Here is a 25,023-nt window from a genome sequence, read left to right on the forward strand (position 1 = left end):
GGTTCCGGCTATTTCTGGCAATGCGGGCACCAGTAAAACGGGCGTGAGGACAGTGTTGTCTTTTCAATAATGCCGCCGCACCGCTCGCACGCTTCGCCGTCACGGTGGAAAACCTTAAAGCGAAACAGTGCGCCATGATGCTTGTTTTCATCCGCCTGACCGCGAGTCGTGTAGGACAGGCGCGGAATATCCAACAGCGCGTGAGAAAGCGCATTCAGTTGCGCCTCGTTGAGATCTTTCGCTTTATGCTGTCCGGTTAACCCTACCTGCCAGAGGATTTCAACGCGCAGATAATTCCCCAATCCCGCCAGAAAGGCCTGATCCAGCAACAGTCCGGAAAATTGTCGGTTGCGAAAACGCGGTGACAGCAATCGAGCTTTAACCTCTTCCGGAGTAAGACGCGCGTCCAGCACATCCGGACCGACCCGCTGTAAAAAAGGGTGCGTCGTGAGCTGCTCTGCTGTCAGCATTTCGATATCAGACGCGCTATAAAGCAGAATAGTTTTATCCGCCGTTTGTAGCCTGACGCGCAATATACGCGTGGTCTGCGGTATTTCACCAGTATCGATCACCCGCCATACGCCATAGAGTTGGTTGTGGCTGTAGAGCGTCAGGCCATTTGAAAAGTGGGTCAATAACGCTTTTCCCCGCGTCTCTATCCGGGTAACAAGTTGACCGGTAAGCTGCGATTCATACGGTTTTAACTGTGCAAAGGCAAACCAGACATCGGTTAAGGGTTTGCCTTTGATTGCCGCCTCCAGATTATCCGCCGCACGACGAATTTCCGGGCCTTCAGGCATGATAATATCCTTTGTTAACAGTTGATTAATGGACTACACCGCCTCTGACTATCTGGAATGCACATCGAACGCCATAATGAACATCCACAGCCGTAATATAATAGCTTCAATCGTCGGGCTCTCAGGCAATAACGTGTATATTACGCGCATTGAACGCGGCGCGTAACCTGCGAGCGAATGCAAGCGCATACTCGCCGTCGCCATGAATGCACACCGTTTGCGCCGTGACAGTCGTCCACACACCAGTAACGCTTTTCACTCTCCCGGCTTGTACCATATCCAGCGTTTGCGCCAGAGCCTGCTCTTCGTCGTGAATCAGCGCGCCAGGTTGCGTGCGCGGCACCAGGCTACCGTCGGCTTGATAGCCGCGATCGGCAAACACCTCCTGCCGCGTCACCAGGCGATGGCGTTCACCGGCCCGGATCAGCTCGCTTCCCGCCAGTCCAACCAGTATCAGTGACGGATCATAGTCGTGTACCGCTTTCGCAATCGCCTGTGCCAGATGAGGATCTTTCGCCGCCTGGTTATAGAGCATACCGTGCGGCTTGACATGGCGCATCACGCCGCCTTGCGCCTGAACAATCGCCCCCAGCGCGCCGATTTGGTACAGCGTCTGGGCGTATACCGTTTCCGGCGGCAAAACCATCGCCGTCCGCCCAAAATTATCCCGATCCGGAAAGCTGGGATGCGCGCCGATCGCCACGCCGTTTTTCAGCGCCTCGCGCACGCAGGTCAGCATGGTTTGCGCATCACCGGCGTGAAAACCACAGGCGATATTGGCGGAGGAGACCAGCGTTAATAATTCGCTGTCGCTGGCGCAACCTTCGCCCACATCCGCATTTAAATCAATGTTCATGCTGAAGCCGCCAGGTAAGCTGTTCCAGATAGCGCTGACGCTCATGGCGCGCGTTGAGCGCCTCTTCCAGCGAACATTGCACAAAATGGATCGGTTGTCCTAGCGGGATCTGCGCCAGATGGTACATATCTGCCTCGATGATGCAGGCAATGCGCGGATAGCCGCCAGTTGTCTGGGCATCATTCATTAGCACAATAGGTTGGCCGTTGTAAGGCACCTGCACGACACCGGGCAGCAAACCGTGCGACAGCAGTTCGCGATCCGTTGTCCGCGTTAACGATTGTCCCTGCAAACGATAGCCCATGCGATTACTTTGCGGACTGAGCTGCCATGGCGAACGCCAGAACGCTTCTTGCGAGGCGCGATCGAATTCACGGTATTCCGGCCCCGGCAGCGCACGGATGCGATTCCCCCACAGTAACTGCTTCACGCCCTGCGGCCCGCTAAACTGTCGCGATGGTTTACCCGTCGCCAACCGATCGCCATCTTTTAGCAGCCGTCCTTCCAGCCCACCGATACCGGACTTCAGATCGGTACTACACGATCCCATCACCTCCGGCACAGCAATACCGCCCGCCACCGCCAGATAGCTACGCATCCCGTGAAGCGGTCGATGCAGCGTAAGACGCTGACCCGCTTTTACCGGCAATCGCCAGCCGGTCCAGACCGGTTGATCATCCAACTGCGCCTCGCAGCCTGCGCCGGTAAGAGCGAACCAGGTCTCATTTTCAAATTCGACAACCAGTTGGCCGAGAGTGATTTCCAGCGCCGGGGCATTCGCATCGTTCCCGACCAGGAGATTAGCGGTCTGAAAGGCGGGTTTATCCAGCGCGCCACAGTGACTCAGCCCCGACTGACGAAAGCCGTGACGCCCGCTATCCTGCACGGAGGTATAAATCCCCGCGCGAATAATATTCAGCATATTCCCTCCTTTTGCGGCACAAAGCGTACGCTATCGCCAAGGCGTAGCAGAACCGGGGTCTCCCGCATCGGATCGAATAACTTCAACGGCGTGAGGCCGATCAGCTGCCAGCCGCCCGGCGTGGATAATGGATAAATCCCCGTCTGCGCGCCGCCGATGCCGACAGAACCGGCCGGAACCTGCAGGCGCGGCTCCGCGCGTCTGGGCATATGGAGCGGTTCTGGTAAATTCCCAAGATAGGGAAAGCCAGGCTGAAAGCCTAAAAACCAGACGACATATTCAACGGAGGCATGTAGCTCCACGACCTGCTTTTCACTCAAACCGCTGTGCCGTGCCACCGCCGCCAGATCCGGCCCGCCTGCGCCGCCATAGATCACCGGGATCTCAACCGAACGCGAGTCCGGCTCCAGCGCCTCGCTCTCTTCCCACCAGCGCTGCAGACGCTCAATCGCATCCAGCGCCAGGGTTTGCGGTTCCCGCAAGATCACGGTGATATTGTTCATCCCGGGAATGGCTTCCACCACGTTCGGCATATCGACCAGACGCTGCGTCAGACGCCAGATGCGTTTCTGGCTCGCCAGCGTAATCGGCGGTTCAAGTTCCAGGACGACCGCTGTTTCGCCTAACAGATAACAACGCGCTCGCTGCACTTTATTACCTCTCAGTTATGCCGGGTTAGGGATATCAATAAACGTCACATCCAACGCCGTGTTTTCGTTCAACCATTCGCTCAGGGCGCGAATACCGCCGCGTTCAGTGGCATGGTGCCCGGCGGCATAAAAATGCAGCCCCTGTTCGCGCGCGGAATGAATGGTCTGTTCAGACACCTCGCCGGTAATAAAAGCATCCACGCCGAAGCGGGCGGCGCTATCAATAAAACTTTGCCCGCCGCCGGTACACCAGGCGACACGCTGAACATTCTCTGGCCCGGTATCGCCGCACCATAGCGGTTTACGCCCCAGACGCGCTTCAATCCATGAGGCCAGTTCCAGCCCCGGCACCGGCATTGAGAGCTCTCCCCACGGCACCAGCGGCTCAATTTCTCCTTTCACGGTAATGCCCAATAGCGCCGCCAACTGCGCATTGTTGCCCAGCTCAGGATGCGCATCCAGCGGCAGATGCCAACCGTAAAGGTTAATATCATTTGCCAGTAACGTTTTTAAGCGACGGCGTTTCATGCCGCGAATAACCGGAGACTCGCCTTTCCAGAAGTAACCATGATGAACAATGACCGCATCGGCCTGCAAACGCACCGCCTCATCGAGCAGCGCCTGACTTGCGGTCACGCCGGTAACGATTTTCTGTACCGTCTCTTTTCCTTCGACCTGTAAACCATTCGGCGCATAATCGCTTATTGCCGCACTGTTCAGCTTGTCGTTAATCAGTTGTTCCAGCTCGGTGTTTTTCATCATCGCTCCCTTTAACCCACGTTCTACTTTCCCGTTACGGGTTCAGCCTCCGTTAACATAGCCTCCCGTTAGCCGTTCGTCGATAAACATTTGTTTGACACATCAAGAAACAATCACCCCCGGGTTTGGCGCAAATTACTTAGCAAAACACGATCGGTTTCATGTATATTTATGCAATCAGAACGCATATTGCAGAAAAAATCAGTTCTGTATCATGTTGGTAACTTTAAGGAAACACGGCGATACGGCAGGCTTAATAAGCCCACAAAGAAAGGCATTATCTGAGAATGCCGCGTTCTTGCCGCAGCGTCTCTATCCCGGAAATACGATGAATAAACAAGCATCTCAACCCCGCGCTATTTACTACGTTGTCGCCCTGCAAATTTGGGAGTACTTCAGCTTTTATGGTATGCGCGCCCTACTGATTCTTTATCTCACCAATCAGCTAAAATACGACGATAACCACGCCTATGAGTTATTCAGCGCTTATTGTTCGCTGGTCTACGTAACGCCGATTCTTGGCGGCTATCTGGCGGATAAGGTGCTTGGCAACCGAATGGCAGTCATGCTGGGCGCATTTTTAATGGCGATCGGTCATTTAGTGCTGGGCGCCAGTGAGATCGCGCCGACATTCCTTTATCTGTCGCTGGCGATCATTGTCTGCGGCTACGGCCTGTTTAAATCGAATATTAGCTGCCTGCTGGGCGAACTGTACCAGCCGGAAGATCCGCGCCGCGACGGCGGGTTCTCGCTGCTTTACGCAGCGGGCAATATTGGTTCGATCGTGGCGCCTATCGCCTGCGGCTATGTGCAAGAGGAGTACAGTTGGGCGATGGGCTTTGCGCTCGCTGCCATTGGTATGCTTGCGGGGTTAGTGATCTTCCTGTGTGGAAATCGTCATTTCACCCACACTACCGGCGTGAATAAAGCCGTGTTGTGCGCCAGAAACTACCTGCTGCCGAACTGGGGCTGGCTGTTAATTCTGCTGGTAGCGGCGCCGTTGCTGATTACCGTTCTGTTCTGGAAAGAATGGTCTGTCTATGCCTTAATCGTGGCGACCGCGATCGGCCTGGTCGTGCTGGCAAAAATTTATCGTCAGGCGCAAACGGCCAAACAGCGCAAAGAACTGGGGCTGATTGTCACCCTGACCCTGTTCAGTATGCTGTTCTGGGCGTTTGCCCAGCAGGGCGGCAGTTCTATCAGCCTGTATATCGACCGCTTTGTGAACCGCGATATTCTGGGCTATTCCGTTCCTACCGCCATGTTCCAGTCGGTGAACGCCTTTGCCGTGATGCTGTGTGGGGTCGTCCTGGCCTGGCTGGTTAAAGAGAGCGTAAGCGGTAATCGCACCGTGCGTATCTGGGGCAAATTCGCGCTGGGTCTCGGTCTGATGAGCGCCGGATTCTGTATTTTGACCCTGAGCGCACGCTGGTCCGCCGCTTACGGACACTCTTCAATGCCGCTAATGGTGCTGGGACTGGCGGTGATGGGCTTTGCCGAGCTGTTTATCGACCCGGTCGCCATGTCGCAAATTACGCGCATTGATATCCCCGGCGTCACCGGCGTATTAACCGGAATTTATATGCTGCTGTCCGGCGCGATAGCTAACTATCTGGCAGGCGTCATCGCTGACCAGACCTCGCAAAGCGCCTTCGACGCCAGCGGCGCGGTTAATTACGCCATCAACGCCTATGTGGATGTTTTTGAACAGATCACCTGGGGCGCGCTAGCCTGCGTAGGGGTTGTCCTGCTGATTTGGCTGTATCAGTCCTTCAAATTCAAAAGCCGCGCGCTGGCCGTCGAATCCTGATAGCAGAAGGCCCGGTAGTTTGCGCTACCGGGCCTGTATCACGCCCCTTTTCTCGCCGCCTCATAGGCGGAAAGCGTTGCGATTCTCGCCTGTTTGTGCTCCACAATAGGCCGAGGATAATCAAGCATGACTCCCGCTTTTTCCGCCCACCGCCACGGCTCGTGAATCGCTTTTCCAGGGATATCGCGTAATGCCGGTAGCCACTGGCGGATAAATTCGCCGTCGCGATCGAACCTCTCTCCCTGAGTCGTGGGATTAAAAATACGAAAATAAGGCGCGGCATCGGTACCGGTTGAAGCGGCCCACTGCCAGCCGCCATTGTTGGCGGCAAGATCGCCGTCAATAAGCTGCGACATGAAATAGCGCTCCCCCAACCGCCAGTCAATTAGCAGATCTTTTACCAGAAAGCTAGCGGTAATCATGCGTAAACGGTTATGCATCCAGCCCGTCGCGTTAAGCTGGCGCATCGCCGCATCGACAATGGGATAACCGGTTTCGCCTTTCTGCCATGCCTGAAAATAGTGCGGGTTCTCCTGCCACGCGACGCGTTTTGTCCAGCGGATAAACGGCTGGTGTTTGCATAATGCCGGATACCAGGTCATTAAATGACGGTAAAATTCCCGCCAGATGAGTTCATTCAACCAGACGCTTCCCGGTCCGCCGTCCAGCGCCTGCGGCTGCTCCGCCAGTAATCGGTGCAGACACTGTCGCGGCGACAGGCCGCCCGTCGCCAGGCTGGCGGAAAGCCGACTGGTGCCTTCAACCGCAGGGAAATCCCGCTGTGACGCATACCCGTCTGCGCCCTGCGCGCAAAACTGACGTAGCTGCGCGATGACCGCGTTTTCTTCCACCGGGAAAAGCGCGGCGTCAAACGCCTGTTGCGGGTAGTTAAGCGAGACTGGCGTTAAGGGTGTAGAAAGCGCGCCGCTCACCCGGATCTTCGGGGCCGGAACGCATGGCGGAATATCCTCTTTTAGCCGTTTCAACCAAGCGTTTTTAAACGGCGTAAAAACTTTATACATTTCATGATTGCCGGTCATCACCGCGCCGGGCGCCAGAATCACGCTATCGTCAAAGCCTTCGCAGATGACAGAGGGCAGCGTTTTTTCCACCGCCGCATCACGCTGACGCTCGTTAAACTCATACTGATAGTTATAAAACAGATGGCTGACGTCATGCTGTCGGCAAACGTTTTTGACCGTTTCAATACTGGCGTTAAAATCCGCCACTTCATGAAACAGCAGCGGAATGCCTTTCTCTGCAAGGGCCGTCTGTAGCGCATTGAGCTGCGCGCTGATGAATGCCGCCTGACGCGGCGCCATATCATGGGCCTGCCACTGCGCGGGGGTGGAAATATAAAGCGCCAGCACCCGCGCGGATGCATCGCGGCAGGCGGCGGCCAGCGCAAGGTTATCCTGTAAACGCAGATCGCGCCTGAACCAGACTAAATGGGTGGGCATACAACTCCTGAAAGATGAAACGTCACGGCGAATAGCGTTAAACAGTGTAGACCCTGGCGCATAAAAAAACCGCCAGCGTGGCGGCTGACGGTTTTTCAGGCTGGTCGCGATTAATAAAAGTCGCAGGTGGCTTTTTCAGCCTGCGCCATCCATACCGGTTTATCACTGGTTTTCGACCAGACACGGTGCAGATAACTATAAAAACGCGCGCGGTCTTTCCAGAAGAGCATCACTGGCAGCGCCAGCACGCCTGCGATCACCGCGAAAGCACGACGGGCAAAAATGACATGCGCCGGATAGTCTTTATAGTGTTCCATACGTTTTCCCCCTTTATACCGACGCTACCCGCCCCGGTATAGATTGAATCGGTGAATAGCACCGAAAAATTGAACCTCGTTACCTGATTAAAATAGTACCGCTTTCGGTGTAATTTTACTACTCATCCGACCACTTATTTTCACGCTTTTCCAGCAGATTTACATTCAAAGCGTAAATTAGTTACAAAAAGGTTAAATTAATACTAACCATTAGTTAAATAATGGTCTTTGCCATTTTTATACTTTTTTTACACTCCGCCCGCCAATTTTTGCGAAATCTTTGCAGCCAAAAAATTACCTTTCTCAGGAGTAAAACAATGCCACTGGAGGTGCTCTGTGAGTGCAGGCGTGATAACCGGCATCGTGCTGGTTTTCTTACTTTTAGGTTATCTGGTCTATGCCCTGATTAATGCGGAGGCGTTCTGATGGCCGCGCAAGGATTTTTACTGATCGCCAGTTTTTTACTGATTTTATTGGTACTGGCGAAACCATTGGGTTCGGGCCTGGCAAGGCTCATCGCCGCCGTTCCGTTGCCGGGCGTGGCTGGCATTGAGCGTATCCTCTGGCGGACTCTTGGCATTACCGACCACGAAATGAACTGGCGTCAGTATTTACTGGCGCTACTGACGCTCAATCTGCTGGGACTGGGCATCCTGTTTTGCCTGCTATTCTGGCAGGAGTGGCTGCCCTTAAATCCGCAGCGGCTACCGGGGCTGTCCTGGGATCTGGCGCTGAATACCGCCGTCAGCTTTGTCACCAATACCAACTGGCAAGCCTACAGCGGCGAAAGCACGCTGAGCTACTTTAGCCAGATGGCGGGGCTGACGGTGCAAAATTTCCTGTCGGCGGCGACCGGGATTGCGGTGGTTTTTGCGCTTATCCGCGCCTTTACGCGCCAGAATGTGCACACGCTGGGTAATGCCTGGCAGGATCTGGTACGCATTACGCTATGGATATTATTTCCTGTCGCGTTAATTATCGCGCTGTTTTTTATCCAACAAGGCGTACCGCAAAACCTGTCGGCTTATCAGCCCATCACCACTCTTGAAGGCGCTAAACAACTCTTGCCGATGGGTCCGGTTGCTTCGCAGGAGGCGATCAAAATGCTTGGCACCAACGGCGGCGGTTTCTTTAACGCCAACTCTTCGCATCCGTTCGAAAACCCCACCGCGCTCACTAATCTGGCGCAGATGCTGGCGATATTTTTGATTCCAGCCGCGCTCTGTTTCGCCTTTGGCGAAGCGGCGGGCGATCGCCGTCAGGGACGCGCGCTACTGTGGGCGATGTCATGCATTTTTGTGGTCTGCGTAGCGGTAGTGATGTGGGCGGAAGTTCAGGGAAATGCACATCTGTTGGCGGCAGGCGCGGACAGTAGCGTCAACATGGAGGGTAAAGAAACACGCTTTGGCGTGCTGGCCAGCAGCCTGTTTGCCGTCGTCACGACCGCGGCGTCCTGCGGGGCGGTAAATGCCATGCACGACTCGTTTACCGCTCTGGGCGGTATGGTGCCGATGTGGCTGATGCAAATTGGCGAAGTGGTCTTTGGCGGCGTCGGTTCAGGCCTGTACGGCATGTTGCTGTTTGTCCTGCTGGCGGTGTTTATCGCGGGGCTGATGATCGGTCGCACGCCGGAGTACTTGGGGAAAAAAATCGACGTGCGCGAAATGAAAATGACCGCGCTGGCGATTCTGGTCACGCCGATGCTGGTCTTGTTGGGTTCGGCGCTGGCGATGATGACGGATGCCGGACGCAGCGCAATGCTGAACCCTGGCCCGCACGGTTTTAGCGAAGTGCTATATGCCGTCTCCTCTGCCGCCAACAACAACGGTAGCGCCTTTGCGGGTCTGAGCGCTAACTCGCCTTTCTGGAACTGTTTGTTGGCGTTCTGCATGTTCGTCGGCCGTTTCGGCGTGATTATTCCTGTCATGGCCATCGCCGGATCGCTGGTCAGTAAAAAAGTACAGCCGGCCAGTCAGGGAACGCTGGCGACCCACGGCGCGCTATTTATTGGACTGCTCATCGGCACGGTACTGCTAGTCGGCGCGCTGACGTTTATTCCTGCCCTGGCGCTTGGCCCGGTAGCGGAACATTTCTCTTTACCTTGAGCGATGCGGAGTACATTGATATGAGTCGCAAGCAACTGGCGCTGTTTGAACCTGTTTTACTCGTACAGGCGCTAACGGATGCCGTAAAAAAATTAAGCCCACGCGCCCAGTGGCGTAACCCGGTGATGTTTGTGGTCTGGGCCGGCAGCGTGCTAACCACTCTGTTAACGCTCGCTATGGTAACAGGACAAATAGCGGGAAGCGCCCTGTTTACAGGGGTGATCAGCCTGTGGTTATGGTTCACCGTACTGTTCGCCAATTTTGCCGAAGCGCTGGCGGAAGGCCGCAGCAAAGCCCAGGCAAACAGTCTGAAAGGAGTGAAAAAGACCGCGTTCGCTCGCCGCCTGCGCGCCCCGCGCCATGATGCGCAGGCCGATAACGTGCCCGCCGCTGAACTGCGGAAAGGCGACATTGTCCTGGTCAAAGCGGGCGATATTATTCCCTGCGACGGCGAGGTCATCGAAGGCGGCGCCTCGGTGGATGAAAGTGCGATTACCGGCGAATCCGCGCCCGTGATCCGTGAGTCCGGCGGCGATTTCGCCTCTGTCACCGGCGGCACGCGAATTCTTTCCGACTGGCTGGTGATTGCCTGTAGCGTCAATCCTGGCGAAACCTTTCTTGACCGGATGATCGCGATGGTGGAAGGCGCGCAGCGGCGGAAAACGCCTAACGAGATTGCCCTGACGATTTTGCTCATCGCCCTGACCATTGTCTTTTTACTGGCGACCGCCACCCTGTGGCCCTTCTCCGCCTGGGGCGGTAACGCGGTCAGCGTCACCGTGTTGGTGGCGTTGCTGGTGTGCCTGATCCCCACCACCATCGGCGGGCTACTCTCCGCCATTGGCGTAGCCGGAATGAGCCGAATGTTGGGCGCGAACGTCATCGCCACCAGCGGCCGCGCCGTAGAAGCCGCGGGCGATGTCGACGTGTTACTGCTGGATAAAACCGGCACTATCACGCTCGGCAACCGCCAGGCGTCCGATTTTATACCCGCCCGAGGGGTGGACGAACGCACGCTGGCTGACGCCGCGCAGCTCGCTTCGCTGGCCGACGAAACGCCGGAAGGCCGCAGCATTGTGATCCTCGCCAAACAGCGCTTTAACCTGCGTGAACGCGATGTGCAGTCGCTTCATGCCACCTTTGTTCCGTTTACCGCGCAAAGCCGCATGAGCGGGATTAATATCGATAACCGGATGATCCGTAAAGGCTCGGTGGACGCGATTCGGCGTCATGTCGAGAGCAATGGCGGCCATTTTCCCGCCGATGTCGAGCAAAACGTCGAGAACGTAGCGCGTCTGGGCGCGACGCCGCTGGTGGTCGTGGAAGGCGCGCGCATACTGGGTGTTATCGCCCTCAAGGATATCGTTAAAGGCGGCATTAAAGAACGTTTCGCCCAGCTACGAAAGATGGGCATTAAAACGGTGATGATCACTGGCGATAACCGCCTGACGGCGGCAGCGATTGCCGCCGAAGCCGGTGTGGACGATTTTCTTGCCGAAGCCACGCCGGAAGCCAAGCTGGCGCTGATCCGTCAATATCAGGCGGAAGGACGGCTGGTCGCCATGACCGGCGACGGCACTAACGATGCCCCGGCGCTGGCGCAGGCTGACGTCGCGGTGGCGATGAACTCCGGCACCCAGGCGGCGAAAGAAGCCGGTAATATGGTGGATCTGGACTCTAACCCGACCAAGTTGATTGAAGTGGTGCATATCGGTAAGCAGATGCTGATGACGCGCGGCTCGCTCACCACCTTCAGTATCGCGAATGATGTAGCGAAATATTTCGCCATTATTCCCGCCGCGTTTGCCGCTACCTATCCGCAGCTAAACGCGCTCAACGTGATGGGGCTGCATTCGCCGAACTCCGCCATTCTGAGCGCGGTGATCTTTAACGCCCTGATTATTATTTTTCTGATCCCGCTGGCATTAAAAGGCGTGAGTTATAAGCCGCTTTCCGCATCGGCCATGCTGCGCCGTAATTTATGGATCTATGGTCTGGGTGGTCTGGTGGTGCCGTTTATTGGTATCAAAGTGATTGATGTGCTGCTGACCCTGCTGGGTCTGGCGTGAGGTGTATGATGATCGGTTTACGTCCTGCTTTTTCGACAATGTTATTTCTGCTGTTATTGACCGGCGGCGTGTATCCGCTTCTGACCACGGCGCTGGGGCAGTGGTGGTTTCCCTGGCAGGCTAATGGCTCGCTGATTCATAAAGACAATGTGATACGCGGCTCAGCGCTTATCGGACAATCGTTTACCGCCGCGGGCTATTTTCATGGCCGGCCCTCCGCCACCGCCGATACGCCTTATAATCCACTGGCGTCGGGCGGAAGCAACCTGGCCGCCAGCAATCCCGAACTGGATGCGCAAATACAGGCCCGCGTCGCCGCGCTACGCGCCGCTAACCCCCAGGCGAGTTCCGCGGTTCCGGTTGAGCTGGCGACAGCGTCGGCAAGCGGGCTGGATAATAATCTGACGCCCGGCGCCGCGGCATGGCAAATCCCCCGCGTAGCGGCGGCTCGCCAGCTTCCCGTTGAACAGGTCGCGCAACTGGTTGCAGAATATACGCACAGGCCGCTGGCGCGCTTTCTTGGGCAACCGGTGGTGAATATTGTTGAGCTTAATCTGGCGCTGGATGCGCTACAGGGACACAGAGCGAAATGAACGACGAACCCTTGCGTCCTGATCCGGATCGCTTGTTGGAACAAACGCCCCCGCCCCACCGGGGGAAGTTGAAAATTTTCTTCGGCGCCTGCGCAGGCGTCGGAAAAACCTGGGCGATGCTGGCGCAAGCGCAGCGGCTGCGAGCGCAGGGGCTGGATGTGGTGATCGGCGTGGTAGAGACGCACGGCCGTGAAGAGACCGCCGCGCTACTTGACGGGCTGACCATTCTGCCGCCAAAACGTCACTCGCACCGGGGGCGGCAAATTCGCGAATTTGACCTGGATGCCGCCCTCGCCCGGCGTCCGGCGCTGATTTTAATGGATGAGCTGGCGCACAGTAACGCGCCTGGCTCACGCCATCCTAAGCGCTGGCAGGATATTGAAGAGCTGCTGGAAGCGGGAATCGACGTTTTCACCACCGTGAACGTACAACATCTGGAAAGTCTGAATGATGTGGTGAGCGGCGTCACGGGGATTCAGGTGCGCGAAACCGTCCCCGATCCCTTTTTTGATGCCGCCGATGAAGTCGTACTGGTCGATCTGCCGCCCGACGATCTGCGCCAACGGCTCAACGAAGGTAAAGTGTATATCGCCGGCCAGGCGGAACGCGCTATTGAACATTTTTTCCGCAAGGGCAATCTGATCGCCCTCCGCGAGCTGGCGCTACGCCGGACAGCCGATCGCGTGGACGATCAGATGCGCGCCTGGCGCGCGCATCCGGGCGAAGAAAAAGTATGGCATACCCGCGATGCGATTTTACTGTGTATCGGGCATAACACCGGCAGCGAAAAACTGGTGCGTACCGCGGCGCGTCTGGCCTCCCGGCTCGGCAGCGTCTGGCACGCCGTCTATGTCGAAACGCCAACGTTACACCGCTTACCGGAAAAACAACGGCGGGCTATTTTAAGCGCGCTGCGCCTGGCGCAGGAGCTTGGCGCGGAAACCGCCACCCTGTCCGATCCCGCAGAAGAGAAAGCGGTCGTGCGCTATGCCCGCGAACATAATCTGGGGAAAATCGTCATGGGCCGCCCGGCGTCGCGACGCTGGTGGCGACGTGACGCTTTCGCCGACCGTCTTGCCAGGCGCGCGCCGGATCTCGATCAGGTGATCGTCGCGCTGGAAGAGCCACCAGCGCGCGCGTTGGCGCAAACGCCTGATAACCGACCTTTTAAAGAGAAATGGCGTGGGCAGATTCAGGGCTGTCTGGTCGCCGTGGCGCTTTGCGCCATCACCACGCTTATCGCTATGCAGTGGCTTGTCACCTTCGACGCCGCCAATCTGGTAATGCTCTATTTGCTGGGTGTAGTGGTGATTGCGCTGCTTTACGGACGCTGGCCGTCGGTGGTGGCGACGGTGATTAACGTGGCGAGTTTCGATCTCTTTTTTATCGCGCCACGCGGTACGCTCGCCGTTTCGGACGTGCAGTATTTGCTGACCTTTGCCGTGATGCTGACGGTTGGTCTGGTGATTGGCAATCTTACTGCCGGGGTGCGCTATCAGGCGCGCGTCGCCCGTTATCGGGAACAGCGTACCCGCCATTTATATGAAATGTCTAAAGCGCTGGCCGTCGGGCGTAGCGAACATGATATCGCCGCGACCAGCGAGCGGTTTATCGCCTCGACGTTTCAGGCGCGCAGCCAAATTTTATTACCTGATGCTAACGGTAAGTTGCGGCCTCTCACCCACCAGCAAGGCATGACGCCGTGGGACGACGCAATTGCGCGCTGGAGTTTTGATAAAGGCCAGCCTGCCGGCGCAGGCACCGATACCCTCCCTGGCGTGCCTTATCAAATCCTGCCGCTGAAAAGCGCCGATAAAACGTACGGTCTGGCTATCGTCGAACCGGGTAATTTGCGTCAGTTAATGGTGCCGGAGCAGCAACGCCTGCTGGAAACATTTACTCTGCTTGTCGCCAACGCGCTGGAACGACTGACGCTGACCGCCAGCGAAGAACAGGCGCGTCTCGCCAGCGAGCGCGAAAGTATTCGCAACGCTCTGCTGGCGGCGCTATCGCATGATTTACGCACGCCGCTGACGGTATTGTTCGGCCAGGCGGAAATTTTGACGCTGGATTTAGCCAGCGCAGGATCGCCCCACGCGCGTCAGGCCAGTGAAATCCGCCAGCATATTCTCAACACCACCCGGCTGGTGAATAATTTGCTGGATATGGCGCGTATTCAGTCCGGCGGGTTTAATCTTAAAAAAGAGTGGCTGACGCTGGAAGAGGTCGTCGGTAGCGCGTTACAGATGTTAGAGCCGGGTTTATTGCATCCGATTACATTGTCGCTGCCGCAACAGTTAACGCTTATCCATGTCGATGGCCCCTTATTTGAGCGTGTCCTGATCAACTTGCTGGAAAACGCCGTTAAGTACGCCGGGCCGCAGGCCAGTATCGGCATTGATGCTGCGGTTAAGGACGATCGTTTACAACTGGATGTCTGGGATAACGGGCCGGGTATTCCTGCGGGGCAAGAACAGAAGATTTTCGATAAGTTCGCCCGCGGCAACAAAGAGTCCTCCGTCCCCGGCGTGGGGCTGGGGCTGGCGATTTGCCATGCTATCGTAGAGGTACACGGCGGCACGCTTACCGCCTATAATCGACCGCAGGGCGGCGCCTGTTTCCGTGTGACGCTGCCGCAAGGAAAGCCACCTGAACTTGATGATTTTCATGAGGATATGTGACAAACGTTCTGATTGTTGAAGATGAACAGGCCATCCGCCGCTTTCTGCGCGCTGCGCTGGAAGGCGACGGCCTGCGCGTGTATGAAGCTGAAACATTACAACGTGGTTTACTGGAAGCCGCCACGCGAAAGCCCGATCTGATTATTCTCGATCTCGGCCTGCCGGACGGCGATGGAATCGATTTTATTCGCGACCTGCGTCAGTGGAGCGCAATACCGGTGATTGTCCTTTCCGCCCGCAGCGAAGAAAGCGATAAGATTGCCGCGCTTGACGCCGGAGCTGATGATTACCTGAGCAAGCCATTCGGCATTGGCGAGTTGCAGGCGCGTTTGCGTGTCGCGCTGCGACGGCACGCCGCCAGCCCTTGCGCCGATCCGATCGTCCGCTTTTCCGGCGTGACGGTCGATCTCGCCGCACGGTTGATCCACCGTGGCGACGAAGAAATCCATCTGACGCCGATTGAGTTCCGCCTGCTGGCGGTATTACTCAATAATGCCGGCAAGGTATTAACCCAACGGCAGTTATTAAACCAGGTCTGGGGCCCTAACGCCGTGGAGCATAGCCACTATTTGCGCATCTATATGGGACATTTACGCCAGAAACTGGAACAAGATCCCACCCGCCCACGCCATTTTATTACCGAAACCGGAATTGGCTATCGCTTTATGCCGTGAATAGCTATTCATTATTTTTAAATAACTTCTAATTTTTATGTCATTTATTTTCGGCGTCGCGAATAATTATTTTCGCGGCGATATTATATTTTATGGAGAATATAAAACACATATAATTAACATTTAAGAAACAATCCGTTATTTCACAGCACGATATGCATAATCGCCGACTAATTATTTTTCAAATGATCGTTTTTTGTTGATCTGGTTCACAGATCGCTGGCGCTCCCTGGATAAAATATCCATGCTTTCAATAAATCAATGAAAGGACCTCAAAATGGAAAATAATAATCGTTTTATGCCCCATATAAGGCGGACAACGCATATTATGATGTTTGCCCACCGTAATAGTTTCGATTTTCATTTCTTTAATGCCCGGTAGTTTTTCTGCTACGGGTACTTCAGCATACAGGTCTTTCCGACCCTTATGTCATTCAGGTCTATTGCCTAAATAACTCGAATTGTTAAAAGCGACAGTACGGTAATTCCTTTACGCCCAGCCAGCTAACTATGTGGTTTGACAGAAGAAATTCCGACTCAGCGCAATTTTAGTTATCGCGGTTTCTGCCTGTATATCGTAGTACTCAACTCCTTAAATCCTGAATTTCCTGCAACCGGACGGGTTGGGATTTATTACATCTAAAATAAAGCTAATTTACTGATTTTTTTATCAGCGGGATAGCTTTGATTTTTTCCGGAAGAATCAGTTTCTCATGCGAGAAATTGAGGGCCTGCTATTACCTGAAATAAAGAGATGAAAAATGTCAGAATTAAAAATTGCCGTTAGCCGTCATTGCCCGGATTGTTTTTCTACACACCGTAATATTGTAAATGTTGATGAGAGTCGTTTCATCGACGTGGCTGCCATCGTGTTATCCATCGACGACATTGAACACGGAAAACTCGATGAAATCGACGCAACGGGTTACGGTATTCCCGTGTTTGTCGCGACTCATGACGAAGGACGCGTACCGCCTGAGTATTTGCCGCGTATCTCTGGTGTATTCGAATATAATGAATCCCGTACTGCCTTCTATGGTCGCCAGTTGGAAACCGCAGCAAGCCACTACGAAACGCAGTTACGTCCGCCGTTTTTCCGCGCGCTGGTGGATTATGTCAACCAGGGCAACAGCGCATTTGACTGCCCGGGACATCAGGGCGGCGAATTCTTCCGCCGTCATCCTGCCGGTAATCAGTTCGTGGAATACTTTGGCGAAACGCTCTTCCGCTCCGACCTATGCAACGCGGACGTGGCGATGGGCGATCTGCTGATTCACGAAGGCGCGCCTTGCATTGCGCAGCAACATGCGGCGAAAGTCTTTAACGCCGATAAGACCTACTTTGTGCTGAACGGGACCTCCTCCTCTAACAAAGTCGTCCTCAACGCGCTGTTAACGCCGGGCGATCTGGTTCTGTTTGACCGTAACAACCACAAATCTAACCACCACGGCGCATTATTGCAGGCGGGCGCAACGCCAGTTTATCTGGAAACCGCGCGTAACCCGTATGGTTTTATCGGCGGGATCGACGCTCACTGCTTCGAAGAAGATTACCTGCGCGAGCTGATTAGCGAAGTCGCGCCGCAGCGCGCCCGCGAAGCACGTCCATTCCGTCTGGCCGTCATCCAGTTAGGCACCTACGACGGTACCATTTATAACGCCCGTCAGGTCGTCGATAAAATTGGTCATCTGTGCGACTACATCCTGTTTGACTCCGCCTGGGTCGGCTATGAACAATTTATTCCGATGATGGCCGATTGTTCGCCGCTGCTGCTGGAACTGAACGAAAACGATCCGGGTATTCTGGTGACGCAGTCCGTTCACAAACAACAAGCCGGTTTCTCCCAGACCTCGCAGATCCATAAAAAAGATAGCCATATCAAAGGGCAATCGCGCTACGTTCCGCATAAGCGCATGAACAACGCCTTTATGATGCACGCTTCCACCAGCCCGTTCTATCCGCTGTTCGCCGCGCTGGACGTTAACGCCAAAATGCACGAAGGCGTCAGCGGTCGCAATATGTGGATGGATTGCGTGGTTAACGGCATCGATGCCCGTAAATTGATCCTCGAAAACTGTCATCACATCCGTCCGTTCGTACCGGAACTGATTGATGGTAAGCCGTGGCAGTCATACCCGACATCAGAGATCGCCAGCGATCTACGCTTCTTCCACTTCGTTCCGGGAGAACACTGGCATGCGTTTGAAGGCTATGCCGAACATCAGTACTTTGTCGACCCTTGCAAACTGCTGCTCACCACACCGGGCATTAATGCAGCGAGCGGCGAATATGAAGACTTTGGCGTTCCTGCCACGATCCTCGCCAACTTCCTGCGCGAGAACGGCGTTGTGCCGGAAAAATGCGACCTCAACTCCATTCTGTTCCTGCTGACGCCGGCAGAAGACATGGCGAAGTTACAACAGCTTGTCGCCCTGCTGGCTCGTTTCGAAAAACTGCTGGAAGCTGATGCGCCGTTAGCGGAAGTATTACCGTCCATCTACAAACAGCATGAAGCGCGTTATGCCGGCTATACCCTGCGTCAGCTTTGCCAGGAGATGCACGATCTCTATGCGCGGCACAACGTGAAACAGCTGCAAAAAGAGATGTTCCGTAAATCGCATTTCCCGAAAGTCAGTATGAATCCGCAAGAGGCCAACTATGCCTATCTGCGCGGCGAGGTCGAACTGGTTCGCCTGCCGGAAGCGGAAGGTCGTATCGCGGCTGAAGGCGCTCTGCCTTACCCGCCGGGAGTGCTGTGTGTAGTTCCGGGTGAAATCTGGGGCGGTTCTGTCCTGCGTTACTTCAGCGCCCTGGAAGAAGGGATCAACCTGCTGCCGGGCTTTGCGCCTGAACTGCAGGGCGTTTATATCGAAGAACACGACGGCCGTAAGCAGGTCTGGTGCTACGTCATTAAACCTCGTGACGCGCAGCGCTCCCTGCTGAAGGAGGAAAAATTATGAGTAAACCTAAATCCAATAAAATGGGTGTCGTGCAGCTCACAATTCTGACTATGGTCAACATGATGGGCTCCGGGATCATCATGCTACCGACCAAACTGTCTGAAGTCGGCACGATATCCATTATCTCCTGGCTGGTCACCGCCGTCGGCTCGATGGCGCTGGCCTGGGCGTTTGCGAAATGCGGTATGTTTAGCCGTAAATCCGGCGGTATGGGCGGTTACGCCGAATATGCCTTCGGTAAATCCGGCAACTTTATGGCGAACTATACCTACGGCGTCTCGCTGCTGATCGCCAACGTGGCTATCGCCATCTCCGCTGTCGGCTATGGCACCGAGCTGTTCGGCGCCGCGCTGACGCCGCTCCAGATCGGTCTGGCGACTATCGCCGTATTGTGGGTTTGTACCATCGCAAATTTTGGCGGCGCGCGTATTACCGGACAGATCAGTAGCGTTACCGTTTGGGGCGTCATCATTCCGGTTGTCGGCCTGTGCATCATTGGCTGGTTCTGGTTTAGCCCCAGCATGTACGTAGCGTCATGGAACCCGCACCATGTTCCGTTCTTTAGCGCGGTCGGTTCTTCCATCGCCATGACGTTGTGGGCATTTCTTGGACTGGAATCCGCCTGCGCCAACGCAGACGTGGTCGAGAATCCGGAAAAGAACGTCCCCATCGCGGTACTGGGCGGTACGCTGGGCGCGGCGGTCATCTATATCGTTTCGACTAACGTGATTGCCGGGATTGTGCCGAACATGGATCTGGCGAACTCCACGGCGCCGTTTGGTCTGGCGTTTGCACAGATGTTCACGCCTGCGGTAGGTAAAGTGATCATGGCGCTGATGGTAATGTCCTGCTGCGGCTCGCTGCTGGGCTGGCAGTTCACTATCGCCCAGGTCTTTAAATCCTCCGCTGACGAAGGCTATTTCCCGAAAGTCTTCTCTCGTGTAACGAAAGTCGACGCGCCGGTTCAGGGGATGTTGATTATTGTGATTATTCAGACTGGCCTGTCGCTGATGACCATTAGCCCGTCGCTGAATAGTCAGTTTAACGTCCTGGTTAACCTGGCGGTGGTGACGAACATTATTCCGTATATTCTGTCGATGGCCGCGCTGGTTATCATTCAGAAAATGGCGAATGTGCCGTCATCAAAAGCGAAAGTCGCTAACTTCGTGGCCTTCGTTGGCGCCATGTATAGCTTCTACGCGCTATATTCCTCCGGTGAAGAAGCCATGCTGTACGGCTCAATTGTGACCTTCCTCGGCTGGACGTTATACGGCCTGGTCTCACCGCGTTTTGAATTGAAAAATAAACACGGCTGATGGCGCGCCCGGGCTGCGGTAACGGTAGTCCGGGCATTTTCACTCTTTGAATAAGATAATAGAAATGAGTAATCCAGAACGGGAAGTCACTGATATAGCAGAAATACTGGCTATTCTCAGTAAACACGAAGTGTGTCGGATAGGGTTTAACGACAATCTCTGTCCGTATGTTGTCCCCGTAAATTTTGGCTACGAGTATCAGAACGGACGCTGGATATTTTATTTTCACGGCGCACGCACCGGGAAAAAGATGCGTCTGTTACGTAAGAACCCGGCAGTATGCATTGAAATGGACGGCGACCATGCATTACTACGTGCCGATGACCCCTGTGATTATAGCTACGCCTACACCAGCGTTTTCGCCACCGGGCTGGCATCGATATTGCAAACACGCGAGGAGATGCGCTACGGCCTGGACGTCATTATGCGCCAGACCGATCCGGGAAAAACCTTCAGTTATCGGGAAGATATGATGAAAGCGGTTTGCGTGGTGCGTATCGAATGCGACGCCCTTACCTGCCGCCGGCATCTGGCGACTCAGAGCGAATAAGTCAGATATCACAAGCGCCTTATCCGGCCTGGAGGCGATTTACAGGCCTGATAAGCGCAGCGCCGTTAATACAAAAAAGGAGCCGTAAGGCTCCTTTTTCTTCCATATCGCCCATCAGGCGTTTTTCAATACTTCGCTAACGATTTCAACGGCTTCTTTCTCAATCTGCTTGCGATGTTCTTCCCCCAGGAAGCTTTCGCAATAGATCTTGTAAGCGTCTTCCGTACCGGATGGACGCGCGGCGAACCAGCCGTTGTCGGTCATTACCTTCAGGCCGCCAATCGATGCGCCATTACCCGGCGCTGCGGTAAGACGCGCGGTGATCGGGTCGCCTGCCAGCGTGCTGGCGCTGACCATTTCCGGAGACAGTTTAGACAATGCCGCTTTCTGGGCCGATGTCGCGCTCGCCTGCAGACGGTTATAGCTCGGCGCGCCAAAACGCGCTGCCAGTTCATTGTAATGCTCTTGTGGGTTTTTCCCGGTAACGGCGGTGATTTCCGCCGCCAGCAGGCACATGATGATACCGTCTTTATCGGTAGACCACGGCGTACCGTCGAAACGCAGGAACGAAGCGCCCGCGCTCTCTTCCCCGCCGAAACCAAAGCTGCCGTCGAACAAACCGTCAACAAACCATTTGAAGCCAACCGGCACTTCTACCAGCTTGCGTCCCAAATCATTCACCACGCGGTCAATCATCGCGGAAGAGACCAGCGTTTTACCAACAGCCACGTCTTTGCCCCACAGCGGACGATGCTGGAACAGATAGTTAATGGCGACCGCCAGATAATGGTTCGGGTTCATCAGCCCTGCAGGCGTCACGATGCCATGACGGTCGTAGTCCGGGTCGTTGGCGAAGGCCAGGTCAAACTTGTCACGCAGCGCCAGCAACCCCGCCATCGCGCATTCGGAGGAGCAATCCATACGGATCGCGCCGTCTTTATCAAGGTGCATAAAGCGGAAGGTTTGATCAACCTGATCGTTAACTAACGTCAGGTTAAGTTTGTAATGCTCAGCGATACGTTTCCAGTATTCAATACCGGAGCCGCCCAGCGGATCGACACCCAGCGTCAGACCGGCTTTCTGAATCGCCGCCATATCAACGATATCCGCCAGCCCTTCGACAAACGGCTGTACCAGATCTACCGCTTTAACGTGGCCCGAGGCCATTGCCGCATCCAGAGAGATGCGCTTAACGCCTTGCAGGCCGCCCGCCAGCAGCGCATTGGCGCGATCTTCTACCACTTTAGTGACGTTGGTATCCGCCGGGCCGCCATTGGGCGGATTATATTTAATACCGCCATCTTCCGGCGGGTTGTGCGACGGCGTAATGACAATACCATCAGCCAGCGGGCCGCCTTTTTTGTTATGGACCAGGATAGCATTTGACACGGCAGGCGTTGGCGTGAAGCCATTATTTTCCTGCACGATAACGTCTACGCCGTTTGCCGCCAGCACTTCCAGTACGGAAATGAAGGCCGGCTCCGAGAGCGCATGGGTGTCTTTCCCCACATAGCAGGGGCCGGTAATGCCATTCTTCGCCCGCTCTTCAGCAATCGCCTGGGCGATCGCCAGAATATGCGGTTCGTTGAAACTGTGACGACCTGCGCTGCCGCGATGGCCGGAAGTGCCAAATTTCACGGCATGTTCTGCATTCCCTGCCTCCGGTTTCAGTACATAATACTGCGCCGTCAGTTGGGCGACGTTAATCAAATCACTCTGTTGCGCGGGTTGTCCTGCGCGGTTGTGGATTGCCATTGCCTGGTCCTTCTAATGCAAGGATTAAATTGTTCCGCAAACCTTTTCAATCAATTCCGCCGGGAATTGCATTGACTGCATGATGTGTTCGATCATGCTGCATTTACGGCCGGTGTTGGTGTTGGTGATCACCCAGTACGGCGTGCCGGGAACGTGCTTAGGTTTAGTTTGATTCCCATTTTTCAGCAGCGTTTGTTCATCCGCCGCAAAATAGACGCGCGTGCGGCCATGCAACGACTCCGTCGCCTCCGCAAACGCGTGGTGATCCAGTGAATAGAGTGTAGTCAGAATCAGCATAAAGCGGTTGACCGCTTTTTTCTGCTCGGCATATTCGTCAGACAACAATAGCTCACGCATCGCGCGAACTTTGTCTTTTACCGGGTTGACCGGTTTCGCTTCGGCAACGGGTTGCGCCGCAGGCGTCCCCTTCACCGCTGAAGCCGTTGGCTGTGTCGTGGCGGAAAACTTCAACATACGCCGTAAAATGTCGGATGCGCTCTCGCCGATATGCTTGGTGTGGCTGGCAATATAGCTATAGAGTTCATCATCAACTTCAATCGTTTTCATCTTAATCCAGTGCGATGTCTTTGCTGAATACAAGTCATTGGGATTATAGGAACAAATCCCAACAGCGGATAGCGTTAAGCCCGGCTGACAAAAAAACTCGGAGTAAACCTTAGAGGTTGCAGCCCAGTGGCAGAATGGTCAACATAATACCCTAACCCGACAGAGCGAAAAAAAGAACTTTGCCATGAAATTAAACATCCGAGCGCAATCTGCACAAAACCTGCACAATAATTCCCCCATCGTTCTCGTTCATGGCCTGTTTGGCAGCCTGGACAACCTCGGCGTACTGGCGCGCGATCTGGTGACCGATCACGACATTATTCAGGTCGATATGCGCAATCATGGTTTATCGCCGCGCGATCCGGTCATGGATTATCCGGCAATGGCCCAGGATCTTCTGGATACGCTTGACGCGCAGCAGATTGAAAAAGCGACGTTTATTGGTCATTCCATGGGTGGAAAAGCGGTAATGGCGCTGACGGCGCTGGCGCCCGATCGCATCGATCGTCTGGTCGCGATTGATATCGCACCCGTGGATTATCATGTTCGCCGCCACGATCGCATTTTCGCGGCCATTAATGCCGTCAGCGAATCCGACGCGACATCCCGCCAACAGGCGGCAGGGATTATGCGCCAGCACCTCAACGAAGAAGGCGTGATCCAGTTTCTGTTAAAATCCTGGGCTGAAGGCGAATGGCGTTTTAATGTTCCGGTATTATGGGAGCAGTATCCGCATATCGTCGGCTGGGAAACCATTCCGCCCTGGGAACATCCGGCGCTGTTTATTCCAGGCGGTAACTCGCCGTACGTGACCGAAGCGTACCGCGACGCGCTGCTGGCGCAATTCCCTTTGGCGCGCGCGCATGTGATCGCCGGCGCGGGCCACTGGGTACATGCCGAAAAACCAGAGGCGGTTCTGCGCGCCATCCGCCGTTATCTGCACGATAAACGCTAACTGATTAAAAACTCATCGCCTGTGCGCGATTACGCGCGCGGGCGTTGGCGTCGCTTCCTCGCTGATGTATGATGGCGCGCTATCCATCCGGGCATAAGCCTGGCTGATTGTTTCCCCCGAAGTCACCAAAATCATGGCCAAAGAACAAACGGACCGTACGACATTAGATCTGTTCGCGCACGAGCGTCGCCCGGGACGACCTAAAACGAATCCGCTTTCGCGCGATGAACAGTTACGCATCAACAAGCGCAACCAGTTAAAACGCGACAAAGTTCGTGGCCTCAAGCGTGTCGAATTAAAACTCAACGCACAAGCGGTTGACGCGCTGAATGAGCTGGCCGAAGCGCGCAACATTAGCCGCAGCGAGCTCATTGAAGAAATATTAATGAAGCAGCTTATGGCGCTGCGCGGCCAGGGTTTAGTCTGAAAATAAGTTTTGTTTCATATTTCGTGTAGCAGAGCGTGCAGTCCCGCGTGATTGCTGTTTCCGCATATCTGCCTGTTCTGCTATGATTGCCCTTATCCGTGGGCAATTCGCCACCACCATTTCAATAAGTTTCAAGAGGTTATTTTACTCATGGCAATCACTGGCATCTTTTTCGGCAGCGACACCGGTAATACCGAAAATATCGCAAAAATGATTCAAAAACAGCTTGGTAAAGACGTTGCCGATGTGCATGACATTGCAAAAAGCAGTAAAGAAGACCTGGAAGGGTATGACATTCTGCTGCTGGGCATCCCAACCTGGTACTATGGCGAAGCGCAATGTGACTGGGATGACTTCTTCCCGACTCTCGAAGAGATTGACTTTAACGGTAAGCTGGTGGCGCTGTTTGGCTGTGGCGATCAGGAAGACTACGCGGAATACTTCTGTGATGCGCTGGGCACGATTCGCGACATTATTGAGCCGCGCGGCGCCACAATTGTGGGTCACTGGCCAACCGCAGGCTATCATTTTGAAGCCTCTAAAGGTCTGGCTGACGACGATCATTTTGTCGGTCTGGCGATTGACGAAGACCGTCAGCCTGAACTGACCGCCGAGCGTGTTGAAAAATGGGTTAAGCAAGTTTCGGCTGAATTGCACCTCGACGACATCCTCAACGCCTAATCTTATGCGGCGCAGCGTTATATCTGCGCCGCATCAATAGACAAGACCAATCAAAATAATTGCTACAAATTTGTAACTTTCGCACCCATCCCTGTACAATGTCCGGGTGTAATCAG

The 25,023-nt window shown here is 54.9% G+C and carries 23 protein-coding genes; 14 read left to right on the forward strand and 9 right to left on the reverse strand.

What is annotated here, in order from left to right; translation table 11 throughout:
• Nucleotides 1-8 precede the first annotated feature (8 nt).
• The 5 genes from nei to ybgI form a co-directional block, all read right to left on the reverse strand.
• Complete coding sequence (gene nei / locus NA330_RS10430) at nt 9-800, reverse strand: endonuclease VIII (protein ID WP_001113967.1); 792 nt, start codon at nt 798-800, stop codon at nt 9-11.
• Nucleotides 801-921: 121 nt separating this feature from the next.
• Complete coding sequence (pxpA, locus tag NA330_RS10435; protein WP_017441681.1) at nt 922-1,656, reverse strand: 5-oxoprolinase subunit PxpA; 735 nt, start codon at nt 1,654-1,656, stop codon at nt 922-924.
• Nucleotides 1,646-2,578 (reverse strand): 5-oxoprolinase subunit PxpC, encoded by a 933-nt coding sequence (pxpC, locus tag NA330_RS10440; protein ID WP_000932043.1) that lies wholly within the window; start codon nt 2,576-2,578, stop codon nt 1,646-1,648. Before pxpC ends, pxpA begins: the two co-directional genes overlap by 11 nt.
• Nucleotides 2,572-3,228, reverse strand: coding sequence for a 5-oxoprolinase subunit PxpB (gene pxpB / locus NA330_RS10445; RefSeq protein WP_023241722.1), 657 nt, complete (start codon nt 3,226-3,228; stop codon nt 2,572-2,574). Before pxpB ends, pxpC begins: the two co-directional genes overlap by 7 nt.
• 15 nt (nt 3,229-3,243) lie before the next feature.
• The gene (gene ybgI, locus NA330_RS10450) at nt 3,244-3,987 is read right to left on the reverse strand and encodes a radiation resistance protein YbgI (protein WP_000798844.1); all 744 of its coding nucleotides are present in this window, start codon (nt 3,985-3,987) and stop codon (nt 3,244-3,246) included.
• 328 nt (nt 3,988-4,315) lie between these two features.
• Here ybgI and NA330_RS10455 point away from each other — a divergent pair, with 328 nt between their 5' ends.
• Nucleotides 4,316-5,797, forward strand: a complete 1,482-nt coding sequence (locus NA330_RS10455) for an MFS transporter (RefSeq protein WP_001041123.1) — start codon at nt 4,316-4,318, stop codon at nt 5,795-5,797.
• A gap of 38 nt (nt 5,798-5,835) precedes the next feature.
• On the opposite strand, the gene phrB is transcribed toward NA330_RS10455, so the two are convergent.
• Both phrB and NA330_RS10465 read right to left on the reverse strand, forming a co-directional pair.
• Nucleotides 5,836-7,257: a deoxyribodipyrimidine photo-lyase gene (gene phrB / locus NA330_RS10460; protein ID WP_023241721.1), complete on the reverse strand. Its 1,422-nt coding sequence runs from the start codon at nt 7,255-7,257 to the stop codon at nt 5,836-5,838.
• A gap of 110 nt (nt 7,258-7,367) precedes the next feature.
• A complete protein-coding gene (locus NA330_RS10465) occupies nt 7,368-7,574 on the reverse strand; it encodes a YbfA family protein (protein ID WP_000401433.1) in 207 nt (68 codons plus the stop codon).
• Between the two features lie 336 nt (nt 7,575-7,910).
• On the opposite strand from NA330_RS10465, the gene kdpF reads away from it, so the two are divergent.
• From kdpF to NA330_RS10515, 10 genes are all read left to right on the forward strand, one after another.
• On the forward strand, nt 7,911-8,000 hold the full coding sequence (kdpF, locus tag NA330_RS10470; protein WP_001670793.1) for a K(+)-transporting ATPase subunit F: 90 nt from the start codon (nt 7,911-7,913) through the stop codon (nt 7,998-8,000).
• Nucleotides 8,000-9,679, forward strand: coding sequence for a potassium-transporting ATPase subunit KdpA (gene kdpA / locus NA330_RS10475; protein ID WP_017441678.1), 1,680 nt, complete (start codon nt 8,000-8,002; stop codon nt 9,677-9,679). Before kdpF ends, kdpA begins: the two co-directional genes overlap by 1 nt.
• 20 nt (nt 9,680-9,699) lie before the next feature.
• A complete protein-coding gene (gene kdpB, locus NA330_RS10480; protein ID WP_000088033.1) occupies nt 9,700-11,748 on the forward strand; it encodes a potassium-transporting ATPase subunit KdpB in 2,049 nt (682 codons plus the stop codon).
• A gap of 8 nt (nt 11,749-11,756) precedes the next feature.
• Nucleotides 11,757-12,341 (forward strand): potassium-transporting ATPase subunit KdpC, encoded by a 585-nt coding sequence (gene kdpC / locus NA330_RS10485; RefSeq protein ID WP_000579804.1) that lies wholly within the window; start codon nt 11,757-11,759, stop codon nt 12,339-12,341.
• Entirely contained in the window at nt 12,338-15,022 is a 2,685-nt protein-coding gene (gene kdpD, locus NA330_RS10490; protein WP_023241720.1) for a two-component system sensor histidine kinase KdpD, read from the forward strand. Before kdpC ends, kdpD begins: the two co-directional genes overlap by 4 nt.
• The gene (kdpE, locus tag NA330_RS10495; protein ID WP_000186053.1) at nt 15,019-15,696 is read left to right on the forward strand and encodes a two-component system response regulator KdpE; all 678 of its coding nucleotides are present in this window, start codon (nt 15,019-15,021) and stop codon (nt 15,694-15,696) included. The genes kdpD and kdpE overlap by 4 nt, the downstream gene beginning before the upstream one ends.
• A gap of 277 nt (nt 15,697-15,973) precedes the next feature.
• Nucleotides 15,974-16,078, forward strand: coding sequence for a leader peptide SpeFL (speFL, locus tag NA330_RS10500; protein WP_015632840.1), 105 nt, complete (start codon nt 15,974-15,976; stop codon nt 16,076-16,078).
• Nucleotides 16,079-16,457: 379 nt separating this feature from the next.
• A complete protein-coding gene (speF, locus tag NA330_RS10505; protein ID WP_001292402.1) occupies nt 16,458-18,656 on the forward strand; it encodes an ornithine decarboxylase SpeF in 2,199 nt (732 codons plus the stop codon).
• Nucleotides 18,653-19,972, forward strand: coding sequence for a putrescine-ornithine antiporter (gene potE / locus NA330_RS10510; protein ID WP_000042658.1), 1,320 nt, complete (start codon nt 18,653-18,655; stop codon nt 19,970-19,972). Before speF ends, potE begins: the two co-directional genes overlap by 4 nt.
• A 64-nt stretch (nt 19,973-20,036) precedes the next feature.
• Nucleotides 20,037-20,522, forward strand: coding sequence for a pyridoxamine 5'-phosphate oxidase family protein (locus NA330_RS10515; protein ID WP_000070056.1), 486 nt, complete (start codon nt 20,037-20,039; stop codon nt 20,520-20,522).
• Nucleotides 20,523-20,636: 114 nt separating this feature from the next.
• Here NA330_RS10515 and pgm read toward each other — a convergent pair whose 3' ends face one another.
• Together pgm and seqA are read right to left on the reverse strand one after the other, a co-directional pair.
• Complete coding sequence (gene pgm, locus NA330_RS10520) at nt 20,637-22,277, reverse strand: phosphoglucomutase (alpha-D-glucose-1,6-bisphosphate-dependent) (protein ID WP_000974387.1); 1,641 nt, start codon at nt 22,275-22,277, stop codon at nt 20,637-20,639.
• 24 nt (nt 22,278-22,301) lie between these two features.
• Nucleotides 22,302-22,844 (reverse strand): replication initiation negative regulator SeqA, encoded by a 543-nt coding sequence (gene seqA, locus NA330_RS10525; RefSeq protein WP_000848395.1) that lies wholly within the window; start codon nt 22,842-22,844, stop codon nt 22,302-22,304.
• A 184-nt stretch (nt 22,845-23,028) separates the two neighbouring features.
• On the opposite strand from seqA, the gene ybfF reads away from it, so the two are divergent.
• From ybfF to fldA, 3 genes are all read left to right on the forward strand, one after another.
• Nucleotides 23,029-23,799, forward strand: coding sequence for an esterase (gene ybfF / locus NA330_RS10530; protein WP_000773245.1), 771 nt, complete (start codon nt 23,029-23,031; stop codon nt 23,797-23,799).
• Between the two features lie 133 nt (nt 23,800-23,932).
• Nucleotides 23,933-24,226, forward strand: a complete 294-nt coding sequence (gene ybfE / locus NA330_RS10535) for a LexA regulated protein (protein WP_001040939.1) — start codon at nt 23,933-23,935, stop codon at nt 24,224-24,226.
• A gap of 150 nt (nt 24,227-24,376) precedes the next feature.
• The gene (gene fldA, locus NA330_RS10540; protein ID WP_001018621.1) at nt 24,377-24,907 is read left to right on the forward strand and encodes a flavodoxin FldA; all 531 of its coding nucleotides are present in this window, start codon (nt 24,377-24,379) and stop codon (nt 24,905-24,907) included.
• The last annotated feature ends 116 nt before the right edge of the window (nt 24,908-25,023 follow it).

The sequence above is a fragment of the Salmonella sp. NW722 genome, from assembly GCF_051702785.1.
Taxonomy (GTDB): domain Bacteria; phylum Pseudomonadota; class Gammaproteobacteria; order Enterobacterales; family Enterobacteriaceae; genus Salmonella; species Salmonella enterica.

Excerpts from the sequence above, each read along its gene's own strand:
- nei (WP_001113967.1), bottom strand. The coding sequence starts at position 800 with ATGCCTGAAGGCCCGGAAATTCGTCGTGCGGCGGATAATCTGGAGGCG.
- pxpA (WP_017441681.1), bottom strand. The coding sequence starts at position 1,656 with ATGAACATTGATTTAAATGCGGATGTGGGCGAAGGTTGCGCCAGCGAC.
- pxpC (WP_000932043.1), bottom strand. The coding sequence starts at position 2,578 with ATGCTGAATATTATTCGCGCGGGGATTTATACCTCCGTGCAGGATAGC.
- ybgI (WP_000798844.1), bottom strand. The coding sequence starts at position 3,987 with ATGAAAAACACCGAGCTGGAACAACTGATTAACGACAAGCTGAACAGT.
- NA330_RS10455 (WP_001041123.1), top strand. The coding sequence starts at position 4,316 with ATGAATAAACAAGCATCTCAACCCCGCGCTATTTACTACGTTGTCGCC.
- phrB (WP_023241721.1), bottom strand. The coding sequence starts at position 7,257 with ATGCCCACCCATTTAGTCTGGTTCAGGCGCGATCTGCGTTTACAGGAT.
- NA330_RS10465 (WP_000401433.1), bottom strand. The coding sequence starts at position 7,574 with ATGGAACACTATAAAGACTATCCGGCGCATGTCATTTTTGCCCGTCGT.
- kdpA (WP_017441678.1), top strand. The coding sequence starts at position 8,000 with ATGGCCGCGCAAGGATTTTTACTGATCGCCAGTTTTTTACTGATTTTA.
- kdpB (WP_000088033.1), top strand. The coding sequence starts at position 9,700 with ATGAGTCGCAAGCAACTGGCGCTGTTTGAACCTGTTTTACTCGTACAG.
- kdpC (WP_000579804.1), top strand. The coding sequence starts at position 11,757 with ATGATCGGTTTACGTCCTGCTTTTTCGACAATGTTATTTCTGCTGTTA.
- kdpD (WP_023241720.1), top strand. The coding sequence starts at position 12,338 with ATGAACGACGAACCCTTGCGTCCTGATCCGGATCGCTTGTTGGAACAA.
- speFL (WP_015632840.1), top strand. The coding sequence starts at position 15,974 with ATGGAAAATAATAATCGTTTTATGCCCCATATAAGGCGGACAACGCAT.
- speF (WP_001292402.1), top strand. The coding sequence starts at position 16,458 with ATGTCAGAATTAAAAATTGCCGTTAGCCGTCATTGCCCGGATTGTTTT.
- potE (WP_000042658.1), top strand. The coding sequence starts at position 18,653 with ATGAGTAAACCTAAATCCAATAAAATGGGTGTCGTGCAGCTCACAATT.
- NA330_RS10515 (WP_000070056.1), top strand. The coding sequence starts at position 20,037 with ATGAGTAATCCAGAACGGGAAGTCACTGATATAGCAGAAATACTGGCT.
- pgm (WP_000974387.1), bottom strand. The coding sequence starts at position 22,277 with ATGGCAATCCACAACCGCGCAGGACAACCCGCGCAACAGAGTGATTTG.
- seqA (WP_000848395.1), bottom strand. The coding sequence starts at position 22,844 with ATGAAAACGATTGAAGTTGATGATGAACTCTATAGCTATATTGCCAGC.
- ybfF (WP_000773245.1), top strand. The coding sequence starts at position 23,029 with ATGAAATTAAACATCCGAGCGCAATCTGCACAAAACCTGCACAATAAT.
- ybfE (WP_001040939.1), top strand. The coding sequence starts at position 23,933 with ATGGCCAAAGAACAAACGGACCGTACGACATTAGATCTGTTCGCGCAC.
- fldA (WP_001018621.1), top strand. The coding sequence starts at position 24,377 with ATGGCAATCACTGGCATCTTTTTCGGCAGCGACACCGGTAATACCGAA.